Source organism: Bartonella elizabethae F9251 = ATCC 49927, assembly GCF_000518165.1.
Taxonomy (GTDB): Bacteria; Pseudomonadota; Alphaproteobacteria; order Rhizobiales; family Rhizobiaceae; genus Bartonella; species Bartonella elizabethae.
Map to the genome: position 1 here is coordinate 1 of NZ_JADB01000023.1, position 20067 is coordinate 20067.

A 20067-nucleotide genomic window follows, 5' to 3' on the forward strand; every position below is an offset into this window, starting at 1 on the left:
TAAGAACGCCCAAAGGCTGTTTTGAGTCATTCGATTTGTTTTGCCGGCGGATTTTCATCTTCTAAAGTACTAGAAGCCGCCGCGTCCCACCCTGCACACATAGATTTTATGCGCGCCTCTCAAACGAGAGTGAATGAGCAACAAATTGGCGAAAATTTCGGGCGTTCGTTCCAATGAGGGGGTTCAAGTTCCAATGTCGGTGTCTGAAGAGAAACTTTGACGATTTCTTTTTTTATTTGTTCTGATGACATTTCCCCTTCGCGAAAAGCCCAAGAGAATATCCTCTAAGAACGCCCAAAGGCTGTTTTGAGTAATTCGATTTGTTTTCCTACTGGATTTTCATCTTCTAAAGTACTAGAAGCCGCTGCTTCCCACCCTGCACGCATATACTTTATGCGCGCTTCTAAACGCAGTGAATGCGCAACAAATTGGCGAAAAATTTCTGGGAGTTCGTTCCAATGAGGGGTTTCAAGTTCCAATGTCGGTGTCTGAAGAGAAACTTTGACGATTTCTTTTTTTATTTGTTCTGATGACATTTCCCCTTCGCGCTCTGCCCGAAGAAGAAGGAGTTGAGAAGCAATTTGCATTAGTCGTGTACTTAAATACATTGCCTCTTTTGCATAGAGTGCAGAAATTTCTGTCGAAAGGGAACGCGCGACGACTTTCCCTTCTGAATCGATATAGGCTGCTGTTTTTTCAATCAGCGCCATTGTCTCTTCATAGAGACGATTAAAAGCATTTTCAAAAGCATTATGCTCAATCATGATAATAGGTTCATCATAAGGACGTTTATGTACGCTCACGCTTTTATACTCCAAGGATCAGCACAAAACCACACCGCTCAATATTATATCACTCAACGAACAGAGTCTTAAAAAGTTTCTTTTGTTGCTGTATAGAATGCTTTTTTTTGAAATGACTACCTCTTTTAATTTTTTTGTGCAATGCGCTTTTTATACTAAGGTTAACGCAGCCGCACAAGGACCGCGGGACCGCGTTTTTCTTATAAGCGGATCAGTTTTCTTACAAAAGCCTGCTGTGAAGACCGCCGTTTTTCACAATAATAGGCGACTCCAAATTGCAGAGCGATGCCCGTTATCATTAAGAGGCTATCGGAAAAAAACGTTCCTGTCATCACTGTTTTGACAATTTGTCCAAACATGGCAAAAATAGTTCCTGTTACAAAGACCGGTAAACTATGTTTTCCTAGGATTGCTAAAGGATGTTGCTGTGAAACAGCAAACCATTTATTGACGCGCGGCAACGAAAGAATAAGAAAAGATAATGCCAGAACATGGAGCAAACGTGGCAAGCTTAAAAAGGTTTTATTAAAGTTGAGCAACGGAGAAGACCAGCCGAGCCAACCCAAAACGCCCCACCAATTTAAGCGAACCCATAACAGTGCCAGCAAGAGATAGCCTGCTGCACAAACCACCCAAAAAGATTTAAAAGCGATTTTTTTTCCTTGTTTAAGCGCTAAAGTACTGGTCAAGCCTATAACAAACAAGAATTGCCAAGATAAAGGGTTTAAAAACCACTTTCCCTCTATAGGATAAGAAGGGGGTGCAATTTTATACAGTCCGCAGATGAGGTAAAGTATAAATGAGCCCAAAAGCAGCCACTTTGTCTGTTTACGTCCCACATATAGGATAAAAGGTGCAAAAAACATTAAAACCATATAAAGCGGCAGAATATTATTATAGCCTAATTGATGTCCCAAGCTGAAGCTATGCAAAAATGCTGTAAGCGGTTGTGTGACAAAGAGCCCCACATTGTTCATCGCTAACAGTTTTTCTGTTTTCCATAAGAAAAAGGCTCCTAAAAACAAGCTTAACGTAACAAAAGTAGTCAAAAGATATGCGCCATAGAGCTGCAAAGCCCTGTACCAAAGTTTACGCACAATGAAGGAAAAAGGCTTTTTCTGTAACCGCGCATGAAAGCTTAAGCCCAATGAGACACCTGAAAGCAAAACAAAAACTTCTGCAGAATCAGAAAAACCGAAGTTTCTATGGGTTATATGTTCATAGAGCGTTCCGGGAATATGGTTGATAAAAATCGTCAATAAGGCTAAAGAACGAAAAACATCAATGCGTGTATCACGACGAAAAGGCTGCGTCTTATGATCAACAACGGCTTGGTATTTCATAAATGGACTCCCACGCGTCACAAAACTTTGAAGTCACATAAAAATGGTGGTTACCTTTATCGCAAATAAGGTAGGATGAAACTTTAGCTTTTAAGAGTCAAGTTTCTTTTTAAGTATTTATTTTTTTTACAAAAATCAGAGATAGGACATGACACAACAAAAAAATAAACCGATTGACTCCCCTCTTTTTCCTCAATTGGTTTTAACACTTGATGTTCGACGCAATATTCCACACGGCTTTTTGCGTCCCATGTTGCAAACAAAGTCTTTTGCCTGTGTCATCATTTACGATTCTGAACAGCAGAAAGATGATGGCTCTTTTTTACAAAAACAGGCTCAAACTTACGCAGAAGATATTCAAAACAATGATGCTGCTTTTCTTATCGCTGGTGACAGCCGCATTGCTGGACGCATAAAGGCTGATGGATTGCACATAGAAGATGATCTTAATGCTCTTGAAAGCTTTAAAAACCAGCAAAAGGAACAAAAAATCATCGGCTTTGGCAATCTACGCAATCGCCATAGTGCTATGCTTGCCGCAGAAACAGGGGTTGATTATCTTCTCTTTGGCAAATTAGGAGCTGATAAAAAACCCCAAGCGCACCCACGCAATCTTCAGTTAGCCACATGGTGGTCAGAGATTATGGAAACCCCCGCCATTATTCAAGCAGGCAGCGACTTTGCAAATTTTGATGAAGCCTTAAAGACGGGCTGTGAGTTCATTGCCATGGAAGAAGTCATCTTTACCCACGCCTCCCCCTTGGTTCTGCTTCAACTTTGCCAAGAAAAATGTAAAAACGCCCCCTTGTAAAGCGCCTCCTTTTTTAATTGACTCTTGTAAAGGGAAAAGCCCCCAGACTAAAGCATACTCAAAACACGCGCCCCACCTCGCCACACCTTACAGACACGCACATTCTATAGACACAAAATTACCCCCACCCTTCTTCAAACAGCAAACGATTGCGCAGGTTTTGATGAAGAAACCGCCTGCGAATTCATTACCGTAGAAGAAGTCATCTTTACCTACGATAATCTTTTCATAGTGCTTGAAATGATTAAAGAAAAATCATAACAATGTATTATACAAACCAAACCATTCGCGGGGAATCATCATTTTTCATATTCATAATGAATATCAACAACCGATGATACGAATATGCAGGGGACATAAAATGGAATACAGAGGAACGATTGAAGACCTTAAAGATATAATTTGCAAGTGTGGATATGGAGAGGTAGACGCCAAACTTCTACCACATAAATCCCCTGGAACATATCAGATCAGAACTACTACTGGAGGAATTATTAATTGGTATGAAAAAACAGGAAAGCTGCAAATTCAAGGCAAAGAAAACATAAAACAAAAGTTAAAAGAAGATTTAACGCCATATCTAGAAGAAACATCAACGATTCCTTCCCCAAAAGCTTCTTCCAATGTCCCTAAAATACCTTCTAATATCTCAGAATCACCCCCTAAAAAAATCTTTATCGTTCACGGTCATGATCGTGGCTCCTTAAAAGACCTTGAAAATATTCTTCTCAAACTTAAGCTCGATCCGTACATCTTGCAAAACACGAGCGGTAATGGTTTACCTATCATTGAAACTTTGAAAAAAGAAATCTGTAAGGATTCTATAGGGTTTGGTATTGTATTGCTAACGCCCGATGATATAGGCTATGCTAGATCTGACGGTGAAACAAAAGCGCAATTTCGTGCGCGACAAAATACTACTTTCGAAATGGGCATGTTAGCCGCTGTGCTTCCTCTTGAGAGAATTGCTATTTTATACAAAGAAGGCGTTGAATTGCCTTCAGATGTTAATGGAGTTTACTACCTTTCTTTTAAAGAAGACATAAAAGAAGCATATCCCAAACTTATTAAGCGGTTAAAGGCAGCAGGCTTCTATCTAGATGCAGATGCAATTGCTGATGCATTATGAATTTAAAAAATGCTCATCTTTAATTTTGAAAGTACACGCCCAAACCACACGACACCCCACCATATCTCACAGACATACACATCCTGTAGACACAAAATTGCCCGCCACCCTTTTTTAAATAACAAACGATTGCGCAAGTTTTAATGAAGAAACCGCTTGTGAATTCAGCATCGTAGAAAAAATCATTTTACCGCTTTCAATAAACACGAGAGCTGGGATCATGATTTTGGGAGTCGTTTCAGAAAGGTTGAGAGGTAAGAATAACCTCTCATTCAATTAAAGAGAGGGAGGGAATTCACGTCGGGCATGTACGACAGCGACAATTTCGATCTGATTTGCAGCAACTCGATACAATATAAGGTAATTTGGATGTGCTACAATTTCTCGTAATCCTAATATCCTCTCACTCTGTCTGTACAGATATGGATGTTCAGCCAATAGTAGTACAGATTCTTCCAATAACCTTTTCTCTCAGTATGCAGCAAATGGATTTTCACGAGCAATGTAAGTTAAAATCTGACGCAAATCATCACGAGCCGAAGACAACCAAACAACTGGAAGCATCACTGTTTCTGTTCAGTTTCAAGCTGATTGATTATAACGTCCATTTCAGCCATAACCTCATCGTGCGGAATAGGAGGAGATGGATTTGCAAGACTTATCGCGACCTTATCGCGCAACCACGCCGTGTAGCTGCTTTCCTGTTCAACGGTTTCGAACTCTGAAATAAGCGGAGAAAGGGTAGTTTTCATAGCAGTATGTCCTTTCTATTCCTTGGTATTAAAGGTAATAACTATTGGTTATGTTGTCAATATTAGCGAATTGAAAATGTTTAACTTTTAAGCGTCCAAAGTTTTTTTTGATCTTTAAAAAAGCTTATTCGTTCTCTCAACAAACACGGGATCTAATGTCGTGATTTTGGTCATCATTCCAGAGAGGTTGAGAGGCTATTCTCACCTCTCATTCAAAAAACAAATTTTATAAGTCAAAAAACATTTTTATTTGTAAATCTTCTGAAATTACTTTACACATTAAAAGGTGTTTTGGTCGCATACGCGGGCGACCAATAGGGATTAAAAACCCGAAACCTCGTAAATTAATTTGTCCCACTCTGTGGGTATCTCGGAATTCCGGGAGATTTTGCACTGTCCAAGTGCGTCTTACGCACTAAAAGCAAAATGCTGATTTAGGTTCAGTGTTTTTAGACTCCCGGAATACGCATAAGAGGCGCTCGCAACCGGTGGGGACAATGCAATCTAACCTCATGTGATAGTACACACCACACTCTCGATAAAGTGATATGCACTGTTCAAAACCATACTCCCTCGATATGAATGCTTTTATTGCTTTCACGCAAAACACATCACCTTTCATTAAAAAAGTTGTTTTTTATTGCCAATTTTCTGAAATTACTTTATGAATGAAAAGTATTTTGGTCGCATACGCAACGACCAACGGGGATTAAAAACCCTAAGTCCGATACATAAAAATAAACCCACTCTGTGGGTATCCCGGAATTCCGGGAGATTTTGCTATGTCCAGGTGCTCTTTAGCACTAAAAGCAAAATGCTGACTCGGACTCAGTGTTTTTAACTCCCGGAATACTCATGCGAGGGCGCTCGCAACCGGCGGGAGGAAAAATGCAAACCAACAATCTTAATATTGATCTTCTGGTCGGCAAAAGAATTCGCTTGAGACGAAAAAGACTGGGAATGTCTCAGACAACTTTAGGAAACGCTTTAGGAATAAGCTTCCAACAAATTCAAAAATATGAAAACGGCTTAAATCGTGTAAGCGCGGGGCGTTTAATGCAAATTTCCGATATTTTGAATGTTCCGATTTCCTTTTTTTATGCGGATATCGCCACCAAACAACATGCACCCACCCCTCACGACGAAGTCATTTCGAACACTGAAGAATACCTGTTGCTCAAAAGATTTAGAACGCTCACCACTGTAAAAAGGAAAGCCTTTTTACAACTCATCATGGATGAACATGCAAGCTAACATCATTCGATAGCGGCACAAAACACGCTCTGTTCAAAGCCTCTCTCAATGTGGTTATTTTATTGCTTTCACGCAAAACACATCACCTCTCATTAAAAAAGCGGTTTCTTATTGCCAATTTTCTGAAATGATTTTATGACTTAAAAGGTATTTTTGATCGTATACGCAACAATCAACGGGGATTAAAAACCCTAAGACCCGATACATAAAAACAAATCCACTTTGCAGGTATCCTAGAATTCTGGGAGATTTTGCACTGTCCAGGTGCGTCTTACGCACTAAAAGCAAAATGCTGATTTAGGTTCAGTGTTTTTAGACTCCCGGAATACGCATAAGAGGCGCTCGCAACCGGCGGGAGGGAAAAATGCTGAAAATGTCTCAAACAACTTTAGGAAACGCTTTAGGCGTCAGTTTCCAACAAATTCAAAAATATGAAAACGGCTTAAATCGTGTAAGCGCGGGGCGTTTAATGGAAATTTCTGATATTTTGACTGTTCCGATTTCCTTTTTTTATGCGGATATCGTGCCAAAACGACAGCCCCACCATGATGAAACTATCTCCAGTAGAGAAGAATACCTGCTACTCAAAAGATTTAGAACACTCACTTCGATAAAACAAAGAGCCATTTTACAATTACTCTCTGACCCCAATGAAAGCTTTTAATATCACGTGAAGACAACAGGCTCTGTTTACCCTACAGACTCTGTGCATCTGCATACATCACAAACATCCCCGCAAAGAGCAGCGCTTGAAAATTTATTGGATCAATCTGCAGGAGCACCCCATGCAATCATTTGACTTTGTCTGTTAAGCATAAGTTTTAAAGACCATAAAAGATGATGGCCGTTTTTTAAATAATGTGTAAATATTGATAAATAAATACTTGCTGAGATACCGATACGTGATAGTATAACGATAGAGGAGTTGCTTTTCTTATCTTGTGCAAGAACTTTCTTAAGAAAAAACGAGTCAGAAAAAAGAAAAATGATCGAGGGGGGAATGAAGATGTTAAAATATTTATTTCTGTCACAACTTTTGTTAGTGGCTGGTTGTGCATCTCCAGGGAACTATGTGTCAAATTATGTTGATGAAAATCTTGCGGCAGAGGAAAGGATTAAGGATTTAGAAGTATACGATTTTTCTAACGATGTCAAAAGATCTTTACCAATCAATCCAACCACACTTCCCCTCTTATCAAAGTGATACAATAGACAGCTTTACGCCTTTATTTATCGATCTGTTGCGGCGAACAGGAGAGAATGTGATTTATACAGATCAACCCCAAAAGCGGCAAAATATGGGTGTGGGGTTGTTTTACACACGAACACCAAAGGATGATGGACGTATAATTTCTGTGCGTGAGGATGATTGATCGGGAGAACAAAGTTATTATCTACGTATTTATCAGAATAAAGAAACCCGCTCTTTGAAGATGGACATTCTCTCTATTTCGAACATAAAGACTTAAATTTTTTTGCAAAAGATCAAGAAATTTGCACCTCATTTTAACAGCTCTAACAAGTGCTCCTACACGCTCTCTTTTTCTCAACATTTCGCGTTTTTCATAAGCAATTTGTCACATATTTTAAAAAGTAGCCTCATGATAGACGCTTTTTTATTTTAGGGTGATAAAGTCTTGATAAGAGAAGGTCGTCTCTCTGGATCATTCTTTCATTATCGTTGTTTTAAATAGCACTGTTTAAAACAGTCTGGTTCTAATCAACGTTTATGCTATCTTTATAAAGGGACCCAAACCTCCCTTAACTGAAATGAAAAATAAGAAAGCCATGGGATTCTGATACGGCTTGTAATGATGAAAAAAAAATGTGAAAATTCTGATCGATAATGAGGAGGAGATATCGATGATCAAGAGAAGTGTTAAACTGCTTATCCTAGGAATAGTAGGGTTTACAAGTTCTGTTGTCAATTCTGCTGGCAATACTGATGAATCGGCAAGTTTTGAACACTCTTTCAATACAACTCAAGAATCTTCCCCTCCAGAAGAACCTTTTCAACCCTTAAAAGCTGGAGACTATGACCAAGCCTATGACTATTACATCCAAGGCTATTATTTAAAAGCTTTTCAAGAAGCTCTTCGACGTGCTGAAAAAAATGATCCTTTTGCGCAAACGCTTCTTGCCCGAATTTATATGGAAGGATGTGCTGTTCCTGTTGACGGAGCGCGGGCTGCTTTATGGTTTGAACGCGCCGCCAAACAAGGGGAACCCCAAGCGCAACTTCGCTATGGGCTTATGTTGTTTGATGGTCATTTTGTAAAACAAAATCAAGAACTTGGTGAACAGTATATTCAAAAAGCTGTCAAAGCAGGTGTTAAGGAAGCCTATTTTTATTATGGACAACTGCTTCTTTATAAAGCCTCTCAGGAAAAACAAAATCTTCCTGGCGTTTCTTCTCCAAGCCGTGAAAATGAAGCTATCGAGCAAGCCTTAAAATGGCACTTAAAAGGGGCTGCTCTTGGGGATGCTGAAGCGGCTTTTGCGGCGGCAAAAATTCTTTCTCTAGGCACATTAAATCGACCAAAGGATGATCGCAATGCCCGCAAGCTCATGGAAGTTGCGGCTCAAAACAACCACTTAGCAGCTCAACTTCATTTAGCACAATGGCTGATAAAAGGCCGTGGAGGCGCAAAAGATTTTGATCGTGCTTTTCATTTGCTGCTTCACAATGCCAACAACATGGTTGCCCCCGCCCAAATTTCTCTTGCAAGACTTTATCGAGACGGCATCGGAACAAAAGGCGATACGATCATGGCAGCAGCATGGTATATGCTTGCGAAAGAAGCAAAAATGCAAGCCCCTGATCTTGAAAGAATGCTCCAAGGTATGGACAACAAACAACAAGAAAAGGCACGCGAAGAAGCAATAAAGCTCCTTCCTGTTTTTTAAAACACCCTTAACAAACTTAAATTTTGCGGGGCACAAATTTCTTTCAAAAAGGCAGCATCAAAAGAATAAACAAAAGGGGGCTTTAAAGCATAAAAGGGCAACACAATAACAACGCGCTACTCTAACGCCGCCTAACGGCTCTGCCCGCTAAAACAGGCAAAAGCCCCTGATCTTGAAACAATGCCCCCCTCCTCACATATTCACCACCCATTCTCATCAAAACATCACATGTACAAAGTCTTATGCCTTACCACACAACATTTCAAACGATAGCATTTTACAACAAACAGCATAAGCACTTATTCATATTTTAAAAAAGGGAGCCTTTAAAAAGCAGTGTTTGAAAATTTATTTGGTCGATCTAGAGCAACACCTAACACATCATTGTTATAATGGTGCCAGAAAACGTCATCTTAACATACAAGCGCAAAAGATTGCTCTTTTATCGCACTCCCCAAAAGCAGCAGTTTATTTAAATATATGCTGCAAGAAGCACTTCAAAAAGCCTTAAATTCAAGCTAGAACCATTATTCATTCATGAATTACCGCTTGATTGGAAATCGATATGTTGTTAGTGTAGCTATGAGTGAAGTTGTTCTTATTCCTAATGTAGAAACTTCGCAGGAAAGCTTGATAATCAAGGTGTTGAACTAAAAGAGGGGGAATTAAGATGTTAAAGTATTTATTTCTGCCACCTATTGTAGTGGTAGCTGGTTGCGCGTCTGTAGGCAGTTATTCATCAAATTATGTTGATCAAAATCTTACGAAGCAAGAAGCAAAACTCGTCGCTAACAATTTTATGAGCGATATCAAACGATCTTTCCCACCAGCGACAACCACACTTCTTATAAAGAAAAATGATACAGCAGACAACTTTACGCCTTTATTTATCGATCTTTTGCAACGGAATGGATATCGCGTAATCTATACAGATCAACCTCAAAAGCAGCAAAACATGGGTGTGAATTTGATTTATAGAATAAAATTAAATAGTACAACTATAGTGTCTGTTTTTCAATATAGTGTGGCTGGAGAACCACGTACTCATATAAGTACTCGTCCTAGATTAACCCGCCATTAATGTGAACATTCTCTATTTTCAGACGTAAAGACTTAAAAGTTTTTGCGAAAAACGAAGAGATTTGCACCTCATTTTACGGCTCTAACAAATGCTCCTACGCGCTCTCTTCTCCTAAACATTTCGCGTTCTTCAATAAGCATTCATGGGGATTTTAGGTAAGAGCAGCCTCCGTTTAAGCACTTTATTACTTGTAAACACACCGCTTCTTATTCAAAAAACTGTTTTTTATTGCCAATTTCCTGAAATTACTTTACACATTAAAAGGTATTTTGGTCGCCTACGCGGGCGACCAATAGGGCTCTAAAACCCGAAAATCTAAGCATGAATTTGTCCCGCTTTGCGAGTATCACGGAATTCCGGGAGATTTTGCTATGTCCAAGTGCTATCCCAGCACTAAAAGCAAAAAGGCTGATTTGAGTTCAGTGTTTTAGACTCCCGGAATACGCATAAGAGGCGCTCGCAACCGGTGGGGACAATGCAATCTACCCTCATGTGATAGTGCACACCACACTCTCGATAAAGCGATATGCACTGTTCAAAGCCATACTCCCTCGATATAGATGCTTTTATTGCTTTCACGCAAAACACATCACCTTTCATTAAAAAAACTGTTTTTTATTGCCAATTTCCTGAAATTACTTTACACATTAAAAGGTGTTTTGGTCGCCTACGCGGGCGACCAATAGGGCTCTAAAACCCGAAAATCTAAGCATGAATTTGTCCCGCTTTGCGAGTATCACGGAATTCCGGGAGATTTTGCTATGTCCAAGTGCTATCCCAGCACTAAAAGCAAAAAGGCTGATTTGAGTTCAGTGTTTTAGACTCCCGGAATACGCATAAGAGGCGCTCGCAACCGGTGGGGACAATGCAATCTACCCTCATGTGATAGTGCACACCACACTCTCGATAACGCGATATACACTGTTCAAAGCCATACTCCCTCGATATAGATGCTTTTATTGCTTTCACGCAAAACACATCACCTTTCATTAAAAAAACTGTTTTTTATTGCCAATTTCCTGAAATTACTTTACACATTAAAAGGTATTTTGGTCGCCTACGCGGGCGACCAATAGGGCTCTAAAACCCGAAAATCTAAGCATGAATTTGTCCCGCTTTGCGAGTATCACGGAATTCCGGGAGATTTTGCTATGTCCAAGTGCTATCCCAGCACTAAAAGCAAAAAGGCTGATTTGAGTTCAGTGTTTTAGACTCCCGGAATACGCATAAGAGGCGCTCGCAACCGGCGGGAGGGAAAAATGCTGAAAATGTCTCAAACAACTTTAGGAAACGCTTTAGGCGTCAGTTTCCAACAAATTCAAAAATATGAAAACGGCTTAAATCGTGTAAGCGCGGGGCGTTTAATGCAAATTTCCGATATTTTGAATGTTCCGATTTCCTTTTTTTATGCCGATATCATCACAAAACAACAGCCCCCATACTTTCACGATGAAGTTATCTCGAATACTGAAGAATACCTGCTGCTCAAAAGATTTAGAACACTCACCTCGATAAAACAAAAAGCCATTCTACAGCTCATGATGGATGAAAATGCAAACTAACACCACGTGACAGCGCACCACATTCTCTATAGCGCGATACGCGCTATAAGGTGCTACACGCTCTTTTCTTACCTCATACACACGACATAAGCCCTTTCCCGATCCAATTTCTCAGCAATCCGGCTTCTCAGAACGAAACTCCGCTTGCCGTTCCATGGGATTGATTTCACAAGATTATTCGGACAAGTTTCCCCGCACATATCCACGCGTCATTCTCATAAAACAACGCCTCATAGTTTTACAAAATTTCTATCATCAATCTCAATGAGATTTTACAACACAACGGGATCAATTTCCCCAAAATCCTCAAAAGTCTCAAAAAATTTTGTGCAAATTTTTAAAAAGCTTGCGTCTTGGCACTTTTTATGGTCTTGCAAAGAACTGAAAAGCAAGAATACATCAAGGTCTTTTTTGTTCTTAAGCTTTTCTCTGCAAAGCTCATAAGAAAACTTATGAGAGAACCCCATGAGAAAATCCATGGTAAAACAGATGAAAAGCGCACAAAGACCATGAGGAAACCGCAAAACGAACAAGAAATTTTGAACCTAAAAACAACAAAAGAGTTTACACTGTTAAGGCAGCAAAGAAAAGCGCCGTAAGGACAAAGTAAGAGAACTCTTTTTGCAAGAAGAGAATTGGATAGAAACGATGAAAATTAATGGCAATGAAATTCGCCCCGGGAATGTGATTGAGCATCAAGGAAGTTTGTGGGTTGCCGTCAAATGCAACGCTGTAAAGCCTGGAAAAGGCGGTGCATTTAATCAAGTTGAACTAAAAAATTTGCTTGATGGTACAAAACTCAATGAACGCTTTCGTGCCGCTGAGACGGTTGAAAGGGTCCGCCTTGAACAAAAAGATTTTACCTTTCTTTATCAACAAGGGGATTCTTTGGTCTTTATGGATTCAGAGTCTTATGAACAGCTTGAACTCCAAAAAGACTTTGTAGGTGAACGCGCTGCTTTCTTGCAAGATGGGATGACTGTCACGGTTGAACTTTATCAAGAAAAGCCTATCGGCATCTCCCTCCCTGATCAAGTTGCTGTCACGATTGTGGAAGCTGATCCAGCTCTCAAAGGACAAACGGTGACCTCCTCTTATAAACCCGCCATTCTTGAAAACGGCATTCGTATTCTTGTTCCCCCTTTTATGAATGCCGGAGAACGGATCATTGTCGATACCAACGAGTTGATCTATTTGCGTCGTGCAAATGAAAAAGATAAATAAAGGAAGAACAAGATGGCCCATTCTGCAATCATGAATGTCATGGTGCAAGCTGCCATGAAAGCAGGACGCTCGCTCGTGCGTGATTACGGTGAAGTACAAAATTTGCAAGTCTCTTTAAAAGGTCCAGCCGATTACGTTAGTCAAGCAGACCGTAAAGCAGAAAAAATTATTTTCACTGAACTGAGCAAAGCACGCCCCAAATTCGGTTTTCTGATGGAAGAGTCTAAAGAAATTGTCGGAGAAGATTCACAACATCGTTTTATCGTTGATCCTTTAGATGGCACCACCAATTTTCTCCATGGCATTCCTTTTTTTGCCGTTTCCATTGCTTTAGAAAGCCAAGGCAAAATTGTTGCGGCTGTCATTTATAATCCGGTCAGTGATGAACTCTTTACCGCAGAACGGGGCAGTGGTGCTTTTTTCAATGACCGGCGCTGTCGTGTTTCTGCGCGGCGCAGACTAGAAGATTGTGTCATTGCTACAGGCATGCCTCATTTTGGGCGCCCAGGTCATGGAACCTATCTCATTGAACTGCGTAATGTGATGATGGAAGTTGCTGGCCTTCGCCGTTTTGGTGCAGCATCCCTTGATTTAGCCTATGTTGCTGCTGGCCGCACCGATGGCTATTGGGAAGACAACTTACAAATTTGGGATATGGCAGCTGGAATCTTAATGGTTCGCGAAGCCGGTGGTTTTGTCACCGATAAAGAAGGTGGTAATGACATATTCCGCAAAAAAAATATCCTCGCCGGCAATGAACACATTCGCACCAAACTAGAAAAAGTTCTCAAAAAAGGTATCTAAACCCTATAATCTTTTTAAAAGCCCGTCGTCCTAAAAAGCCCCTTAAAACTTGTCCCCCCACCTTAAAGTTTTATAAAATCTTAAAAAAAGCAATATGAAGAGAGGCTTTTCGACTTTCTTTACAGACACAACAGAAAATGATGAAAAAACACTATCATCAAACAATCAATGCCCCCCTAAAAATGCAATGACAGCTTATCTAATATTATTAAACCTGCTATTTTTCTCAATTCCCCTATAAACAAACTAGAAAACAAAGAACCCATCACAACAAAACGCTTCAAGAAGCAACAAGCACACCAGAAACAAGCCCCTCCTTCTCTTAAGAAATCACCCTTACACAGAAGCTTGCCTCCAAACCACCTCTCCTCTCTGCTAAGAGCCGTCACATATGCCTCTCAAGAGCCCTCACCCCTACAGAGCAACAGAAACCTCAGCAAATTCATTGCACTCCCCCCTTTATTCAACCATTATATCCCAGAATACCTGCCAAATAAGCGTAAGATTTATTGTCAGTTAAATATTTATTTGCGAGAATTGCTGATTGTATTTCATTTTCAAACCGTTCTTGTTCTTTATCAACAGCCTCTCGCAATGCTTGTACCTTCTTATCACCGAAAATAATTTTTAATTTCTCTTTTGAATTTCCTATTGTGATAAGCTCCTCCCAAAAAATCAACCGATCATCACATCTCTTACTTGCCCCCTTCATCCATTCTTTAGCACCTAATTTATAAGCTTCTTCAAATGTTGGCATCTCATCAGAAATGCTAAGGTCTTTTTTCTCTTCTTTATCTTTCTTTCTACAAACCTTCATTGCCCCTTCAACCGTGGAGTAACGACAATCTTCATCAAAGGCAATATATCCTTCTTTCACAGTATCAATAAGCATCTTATAGTAAATAAAAGTTTTTCTTGCCGCTTTATAATCACTGGAAACATCATACAAGAATGATAGAAGCACCTTTTTACAAATGCATAATCTTTTCCACTCACTAGGCCGACAACCAAATCCTTCTAGTACCTTGCCTAGCGTTTCATATTCTGTATATTTAGGTATATCTTCAAAGTAAATTTCCAGAGAGACTATATTTTTATAACGTCCTAAAGCTTTATCTTTTTGATACTGTTCATATTCAGCTGTAATCATATCATCAAGAACATATAGAAACCAATGAAGCAATAACATCGTAGGTTTGTACTGTTCTTGATTTGTAACAGGATTCACAAACTTTTGCAGAGAAATTCCATTCTCTTCCATTAATTGCACTGCTTTTACATAATATTCCTCAAAAAATGTTTCATTCAAACGACCACATATTTTTTCATAATGCTTTTCAGTCAAGTCTTCTTTGAGTGCCTTTTCGTACAATAAACACAATTCTCTCTCCCCATGCGCACAAATAGCCTTTACCAATGAAGGTCTATTGCCGCTGACTTTTATTCCTGCTTTAGGGTTTTTTATCCCCAATACATTCCTCTCCCATTGCTTGACTCCCTCATCCCATTGCTCAATCCATTCCTTTGATATTTCTTGCGTTTTTTCAAAAAGCCTTTGCTCCCCTTCTTCAATAATCTTTTGATGTATCTGATTCTCTCTATCTTTTTGCTTAAGTTGTTTAGTTAATTGCTTGTTATGATAAATTTGGGCTACCAGTATTATACCTCCCACACAAAACACTATTCCCATTGCAAAGCCTAACAACACGTTCGTTGAATATCCCCGATACCACAACCCACCCATCACTATGGCGAATACAACCAATCCCATACAAACAGATTGCTTCTTCCACTTTCGGATAAACTTAATTATAGTTATTATGAAACCAATTCTTTCTATCGTGGCAATAATTACGTCTATTATCTCCATCCATTATTTCCCTCTTTTTTAGCTAATCGTTTATGCAACCTTCTCATCAACACCTCAATATTGTATCATTATGTGTATATGCGATTCGAAACTATCTATATATTATATTTTAATGGATATAATATACAAAATATAGATGTTATTATTGATATAACACAACAGTTTGTATTTAATTATACTTTTCTGGAGATTGATGCACTTTAAAGAAAAGCCAGCCCTTAAAACTGCTAAGCCTACTTTAAAAGAGTGCTGTTTATTGCTCTTAAAGAGATGACTCTTATCTCAAGATCTCTTATTCGGGTGAAAATTGCAATTTAGCAAGGTAAGCATAAACGCCATTTTTTTCCACAAGTTCGGCATGGGTTCCCTCTTCCACAAGAGCGCCTTTATCCATCACAAGAATACGATCCGCTTTTAAAATGGTTGCCAAACGGTGCGCAATCACCAATGTTGTGCGATTTTTCATCAAACCCTCTAAGGCTTCTTGCACAAGCTTTTCACTGTTTGCATCTAACGCAGATGTTGCTTCATCCAGCAGCAAGAGCGGAGCATTTCTTAAAATCGCCCGCGCAATACCGATACGCTGCTTTTGCCCTCCAGAAAGCATGGTACCGCGTTCTCCTACTTGTGTATCCAAACCATCAGGTAAAGCTTCAATAAATTCAAGGGCATTGGCTGCTTTAGCAGCAGCAATCACATCCTCTTCCCTAACATTTCCAGTGCCGAAAACAATATTATCACGCAGTGTGCCATCAAAAATGGCAACATCTTGAGGAACATAAGAAATTGCACCACGTAAATCTTGTAGCGAGAGATGATCAATCTCCACACCATCAAGTCGAATTTTTCCACTTGTCGGATCATAAAAACGCAGGATTAAAGAAAAAAGTGTGCTTTTCCCTGCTCCTGAAGCGCCAACAAAAGCAACCGTTTCACCCGCTTTGATCGAAAAGGAAAGCGCGTGTAAAACCTGCTTTTGGGCTCTAGAAGGATAAGCAAAATCAACATGATCAAAAACAAGTTCGCCCCGAACAGGTTTTGCCAAAGAGACAGGTTTTTTGGGAGCTAAAATCATGGGTTGTTCCTGCAATAATTCAGCCAATCGTTCAGCAGCCCCTGCAGCTTGGATGAGTTCTGCCCCCAATTCTGATAACTGAGCAAAGGTTGAAGCGCCAAAAACAGCATAAAGAACAAATTGTCCTAAGGTGCCCCCTGTCATCGTTCCATTCAAAACATCACGTGATCCAATCCACAACACAGCCACCACACTGCTAAACACAAGAAAAATGGCAAAGCCCGTAAAAAAGGAACGCAAAATCACAGAAGCCCGCGCTGTCTGAAAGGCACGTTCAATCAATTGTGAAAAACGTGTCGCAACAAGTTTTTCAGCGGTAAAAGCTTGCACCGTACGAATAGCACTGACCTGTTCGGTTGCCAAAGCATTAGCATCTGCGACACGATCTTGTGCCGCCCGTGTGCGTGTACGAACCTTGCGCCCAAAAACCACTAAGGGAATTGCCACAAAGGGGATAGCAAGCAGCACCAGAGCAGACAATTTGGCGTTGGTGATCACCATCATCACAATTGCCCCAATCACCACAATGAGATGACGCAAAGCCGTAGAAGCAGTTGAACCAACGGCTAGTTTTATTTGTGTTGTATCGGTAAGAAGCCTTGAAACAAGTTCACCAGAATGAGACTTGTCAAAAAAAGCAGGAGAAAGTTTCATAATATGGACAAAAACATCACGGCGTAAATCGGCAACAATCCGTTCTCCCAAGGTGATGACACAATAATAACGGCAAGCCGAAGCAAGTGCGAGCAACAAAGCCAAAGCGAACAAAATAAAGAAATAAAAATTGATGTAACCATGGCTGGAAGTGGAAAAACCATGATCAAACATTTTGCCGATAGCAACAGGTAAAGCGAGCGTGACAAGAGCTGCAACAGATAAAGCAACAAAGGCAAAGATAAACAACCAGCGATAACGCAAAAGATAAGGACCGAAAGTTACAAGCGAAGAGAAGGAAGATTTTTTAGGGAAAGGCTTTGCAGATTTTTCTGAATGACGATATAATTTCATAAAACTTCGCTCACTATATTAGATGATTTAAACACGTGACACAATGATGCATCTTGAACACTTGTTTTTTGATGCGTGCTCAGCTATAGGAATAGATACTTTAATCAGTGTATCAAAAAGACAAAGGAAGCGCACTTAAAAAATCGAATAAGTGTTCTTTCATTCTATAAACGCAAAAGGTTTCACGCATGAAAGCGAATATTCATCCTAACTATCACAAAATTACCGTTGTTATGACGGATGGAACCCAATATACAACACGCTCCACTTGGGGAAAAGAAGGGGATACCCTTAATTTGGATATTGATCCAAGAACACATCCAGCATGGACAGGTGGGTCCCAGACACTCGTAGACCGTGGCGGTCGCCTTTCTAAGTTCAAAAATCGTTTTGGCAATATTGGTATGTAAAAACCTCATTCTCATGAGGCACAAAGATTTTAAACAAAACGATTGCCTCATTAAGCGATGAGGCTTTTTTTGTGCTATAAAGAGCGCACTTTAAAGATCAATTTAAAAACGCATCCAACAGAAATAGATCGGTCTCAAACCCTTATTAATCGTGATGGCTGCGTTCTTTAAATTCAAAAATCATTTTGTGAAGCTCTATCAAGAGCACCTAAAATACGCCTTAGTTGCTAAATATAGGTGCTTTTTCCCCTTATCGCGTATCAGTTTTGTAGAAGGCTTGCCCTTTTTAAATCAAAAAATCATAATTGGATTATATGCATAAAGATGCTTTCTCATTTTTCCATTTAACACACGATAACATACCATTGAGGCACCCTGAAAAGCTTTCCCCTTATATCATGACTTCATAAGCCGCGTGAAAAAGACAAAACAAGCCGTTTGGGTGTCTTAAGGTCAAGGACGCAGTGAGACCGCCCTACAAGATTTCCGCCCTACAAGACTTCCATTGAGCTTAAGGACCAAGGTTTGTGATAGTCCCTTCATTAAATGCAGCTCTAATGTCATGATTTTTGAGAACAATTCTTAAGAATTTGAGAGGCTATCCACCTCTCATTTTGATTTGTACACAACCAAAGTGCGCTCTCTTTATTCAAAAAGAATAAGATCATACCCTGGAGGTGCTAAACGGAATAAAAGAGCATCATACCCCCACATAGCAGACATGCAGCAAATAGAAAAAACACCTTCACCAATTGCTATGAGTAGTGTGAACGATAGAGCGGCTTCATCTGCTGTTGCTTCGCGGCGTTGTAAGTAGTATCCGACAAAAAAGAAAAAGCACGTGAGTCCACTCGCACCCGCAAAGAATTTTAGTACGATATGAACCAATCCACGCATGTTGAATAAGATAAGAAAAATTATGAAAAAAAACATTGAGAATATCCCAGAGAATACCCCACGCACGATATGGCAAAATTTCCGCATCATAATTGCAGAAACGCTCTGCTCTGCGTAACGATTTTTTTTGGTGCTTGTATTCTTAGAAGATATGCTGTCCACAACTCCCCCCGATTTCTAAGCTAAAATGCCACGAAATTAATTTTTTATAATGATATCATCACAAAATACAAGAAAAATTTATTCATTTTAATGAAAAAAGAGGGGTTTTATTGAGATGCAAATCTATCTTCTTTCGCAAGAGTTATTCAACCCGTCCGTCAATAAAAGACGCCCCGCTCATTGAAAAGGAAACTATCCTGACGCACAAAAGCTTCATAAGCTGTATGTCTAATCCATAGAGAAATCACAACTCTCTAATTGACCCGCTTATCCACCTTTGTGAAACTGCAATTAAATGGATTCTGCTGATGACAAGCAATGATAACATGAAAAAGAGAAAATATTACAATATCAAACTCTTCAGTATAATATCATCTTTATGATTTTTACTTAAAAAGTAAGCCCCCCTCATGAACGACAACACACTGCTGCGCATTCACGAATTTCCTTTAAAGCACCATCTCCCCTTCCTACAAACGCGCCTCTCCCGCAAACTTATCGCGCGATGCCACGCATAAAGACTTTTAAAATATGCAATGAGAAAACTTTCTAAGAAAGCTTTCAAACCTAAAACGCCCCCATCATTTTTATCATGATGAGGATCCTCCTACAACAGAAGCCCAGCGCACACACCCTCGTGGTAATTCAAATCTATGGCAATTTAAGCGCTCACCTTTTCTTGGTTCTTTGTCCATTGTCCTAAAGCTGCCAAATGGTTCATCCGCGCACGATGACAAAATGCCTTTTGTGCGAACCACAATATTTTCATGGCGACCAGCCCATGCTTTTAAAGCAGCCGCTTGCAATGCGCGTCGATTAAGAAAAGGTCAATTTCCAAGGCAATGCACCCAAACTATTCATGGCAGACAAATGGGCTGTCGCTTCCTCATCCGATTGCCCGCAAGACAAGAAAAGCAATTCTTAAGAACAGCGGAAGGGACAGTTTGTTTAAGCACATGGGATAGTCTTTTCAGC

The 20067-nt window shown here is 39.9% G+C and carries 18 protein-coding genes and 1 pseudogene; 11 read left to right on the forward strand and 8 right to left on the reverse strand.

Annotation, left to right across the window (positions count from 1 at the left end):
* Positions 1 to 284: 284 nt before the first annotated feature.
* Both T429_RS0107805 and T429_RS0107810 read right to left on the reverse strand, forming a co-directional pair.
* Positions 285 to 803, reverse strand: coding sequence for a DUF1465 family protein (locus T429_RS0107805; RefSeq protein ID WP_005774594.1), 519 nt, complete (start codon positions 801 to 803; stop codon positions 285 to 287).
* Between the two features lie 200 nt (positions 804 to 1003).
* Entirely contained in the window at positions 1004 to 2146 is a 1143-nt protein-coding gene (locus T429_RS0107810; protein WP_005774593.1) for an OpgC family protein, read from the reverse strand.
* Positions 2147 to 2294: 148 nt separating this feature from the next.
* On the opposite strand from T429_RS0107810, the gene T429_RS0107815 reads away from it, so the two are divergent.
* Together T429_RS0107815 and T429_RS0107820 are read left to right on the forward strand one after the other, a co-directional pair.
* Complete coding sequence (locus tag T429_RS0107815; RefSeq protein ID WP_005774591.1) at positions 2295 to 2957, forward strand: thiamine phosphate synthase; 663 nt, start codon at positions 2295 to 2297, stop codon at positions 2955 to 2957.
* A gap of 361 nt (positions 2958 to 3318) precedes the next feature.
* A complete protein-coding gene (locus T429_RS0107820) occupies positions 3319 to 4086 on the forward strand; it encodes a TIR domain-containing protein (protein ID WP_005774590.1) in 768 nt (255 codons plus the stop codon).
* Positions 4087 to 4362: 276 nt separating this feature from the next.
* Here the strand turns inward: T429_RS0107820 and T429_RS11305 are convergent, their stop codons facing one another.
* Positions 4363 to 4545, reverse strand: a complete 183-nt coding sequence (locus T429_RS11305) for a type II toxin-antitoxin system RelE/ParE family toxin (protein ID WP_409359708.1) — start codon at positions 4543 to 4545, stop codon at positions 4363 to 4365.
* Positions 4546 to 4649: 104 nt separating this feature from the next.
* A complete protein-coding gene (relB, locus tag T429_RS0107835) occupies positions 4650 to 4838 on the reverse strand; it encodes a type II toxin-antitoxin system RelB family antitoxin (protein ID WP_005774588.1) in 189 nt (62 codons plus the stop codon).
* 888 nt (positions 4839 to 5726) lie between these two features.
* Between relB and T429_RS0107840 the strand changes: the two genes are divergently transcribed.
* The 8 genes from T429_RS0107840 to T429_RS0107895 all read left to right on the forward strand — a co-directional run bounded on the left by T429_RS0107840 (position 5727) and on the right by T429_RS0107895 (position 13670).
* Positions 5727 to 6092 (forward strand): helix-turn-helix domain-containing protein, encoded by a 366-nt coding sequence (locus tag T429_RS0107840; protein ID WP_026500951.1) that lies wholly within the window; start codon positions 5727 to 5729, stop codon positions 6090 to 6092.
* Between the two features lie 325 nt (positions 6093 to 6417).
* Entirely contained in the window at positions 6418 to 6756 is a 339-nt protein-coding gene (locus tag T429_RS0107845) for a helix-turn-helix domain-containing protein (protein WP_050982504.1), read from the forward strand.
* Positions 6757 to 7098: 342 nt separating this feature from the next.
* Positions 7099 to 7296 (forward strand): hypothetical protein, encoded by a 198-nt coding sequence (locus tag T429_RS09905; protein ID WP_245256367.1) that lies wholly within the window; start codon positions 7099 to 7101, stop codon positions 7294 to 7296.
* 659 nt (positions 7297 to 7955) lie between these two features.
* On the forward strand, positions 7956 to 8999 hold the full coding sequence (locus tag T429_RS0107865) for a tetratricopeptide repeat protein (protein ID WP_005774901.1): 1044 nt from the start codon (positions 7956 to 7958) through the stop codon (positions 8997 to 8999).
* Between the two features lie 670 nt (positions 9000 to 9669).
* The gene (locus T429_RS0107875) at positions 9670 to 10080 is read left to right on the forward strand and encodes a hypothetical protein (RefSeq protein ID WP_005774900.1); all 411 of its coding nucleotides are present in this window, start codon (positions 9670 to 9672) and stop codon (positions 10078 to 10080) included.
* Between the two features lie 1220 nt (positions 10081 to 11300).
* Positions 11301 to 11642 (forward strand): helix-turn-helix domain-containing protein, encoded by a 342-nt coding sequence (locus T429_RS0107880; protein WP_051410880.1) that lies wholly within the window; start codon positions 11301 to 11303, stop codon positions 11640 to 11642.
* Positions 11643 to 12290: 648 nt separating this feature from the next.
* The gene (gene efp, locus T429_RS0107890; protein ID WP_005774585.1) at positions 12291 to 12866 is read left to right on the forward strand and encodes an elongation factor P; all 576 of its coding nucleotides are present in this window, start codon (positions 12291 to 12293) and stop codon (positions 12864 to 12866) included.
* A gap of 12 nt (positions 12867 to 12878) precedes the next feature.
* Positions 12879 to 13670, forward strand: a complete 792-nt coding sequence (locus T429_RS0107895) for an inositol monophosphatase family protein (protein WP_005774584.1) — start codon at positions 12879 to 12881, stop codon at positions 13668 to 13670.
* 463 nt (positions 13671 to 14133) lie between these two features.
* Here T429_RS0107895 and T429_RS0107900 read toward each other — a convergent pair whose 3' ends face one another.
* Positions 14134 to 15540 carry a hypothetical protein gene (locus T429_RS0107900; protein ID WP_005774583.1) on the reverse strand — a complete coding sequence of 469 codons (1407 nt, stop codon included), beginning with the start codon at positions 15538 to 15540 and terminating at the stop codon, positions 14134 to 14136.
* 292 nt (positions 15541 to 15832) lie between these two features.
* Positions 15833 to 17623: an ABC transporter transmembrane domain-containing protein gene (locus tag T429_RS0107905; RefSeq protein WP_005774582.1), complete on the reverse strand. Its 1791-nt coding sequence runs from the start codon at positions 17621 to 17623 to the stop codon at positions 15833 to 15835.
* Between the two features lie 188 nt (positions 17624 to 17811).
* Here T429_RS0107905 and rpmE point away from each other — a divergent pair, with 188 nt between their 5' ends.
* Complete coding sequence (rpmE, locus tag T429_RS0107910; protein WP_005774581.1) at positions 17812 to 18033, forward strand: 50S ribosomal protein L31; 222 nt, start codon at positions 17812 to 17814, stop codon at positions 18031 to 18033.
* Between the two features lie 645 nt (positions 18034 to 18678).
* On the opposite strand, the gene T429_RS0107915 is transcribed toward rpmE, so the two are convergent.
* Positions 18679 to 18966, reverse strand: a complete 288-nt coding sequence (locus tag T429_RS0107915; RefSeq protein ID WP_005774580.1) for a hypothetical protein — start codon at positions 18964 to 18966, stop codon at positions 18679 to 18681.
* Positions 18967 to 19753: 787 nt separating this feature from the next.
* Positions 19754 to 20067: pseudogene (locus T429_RS10440) on the reverse strand (class I fructose-bisphosphate aldolase); the annotation flags it as partial.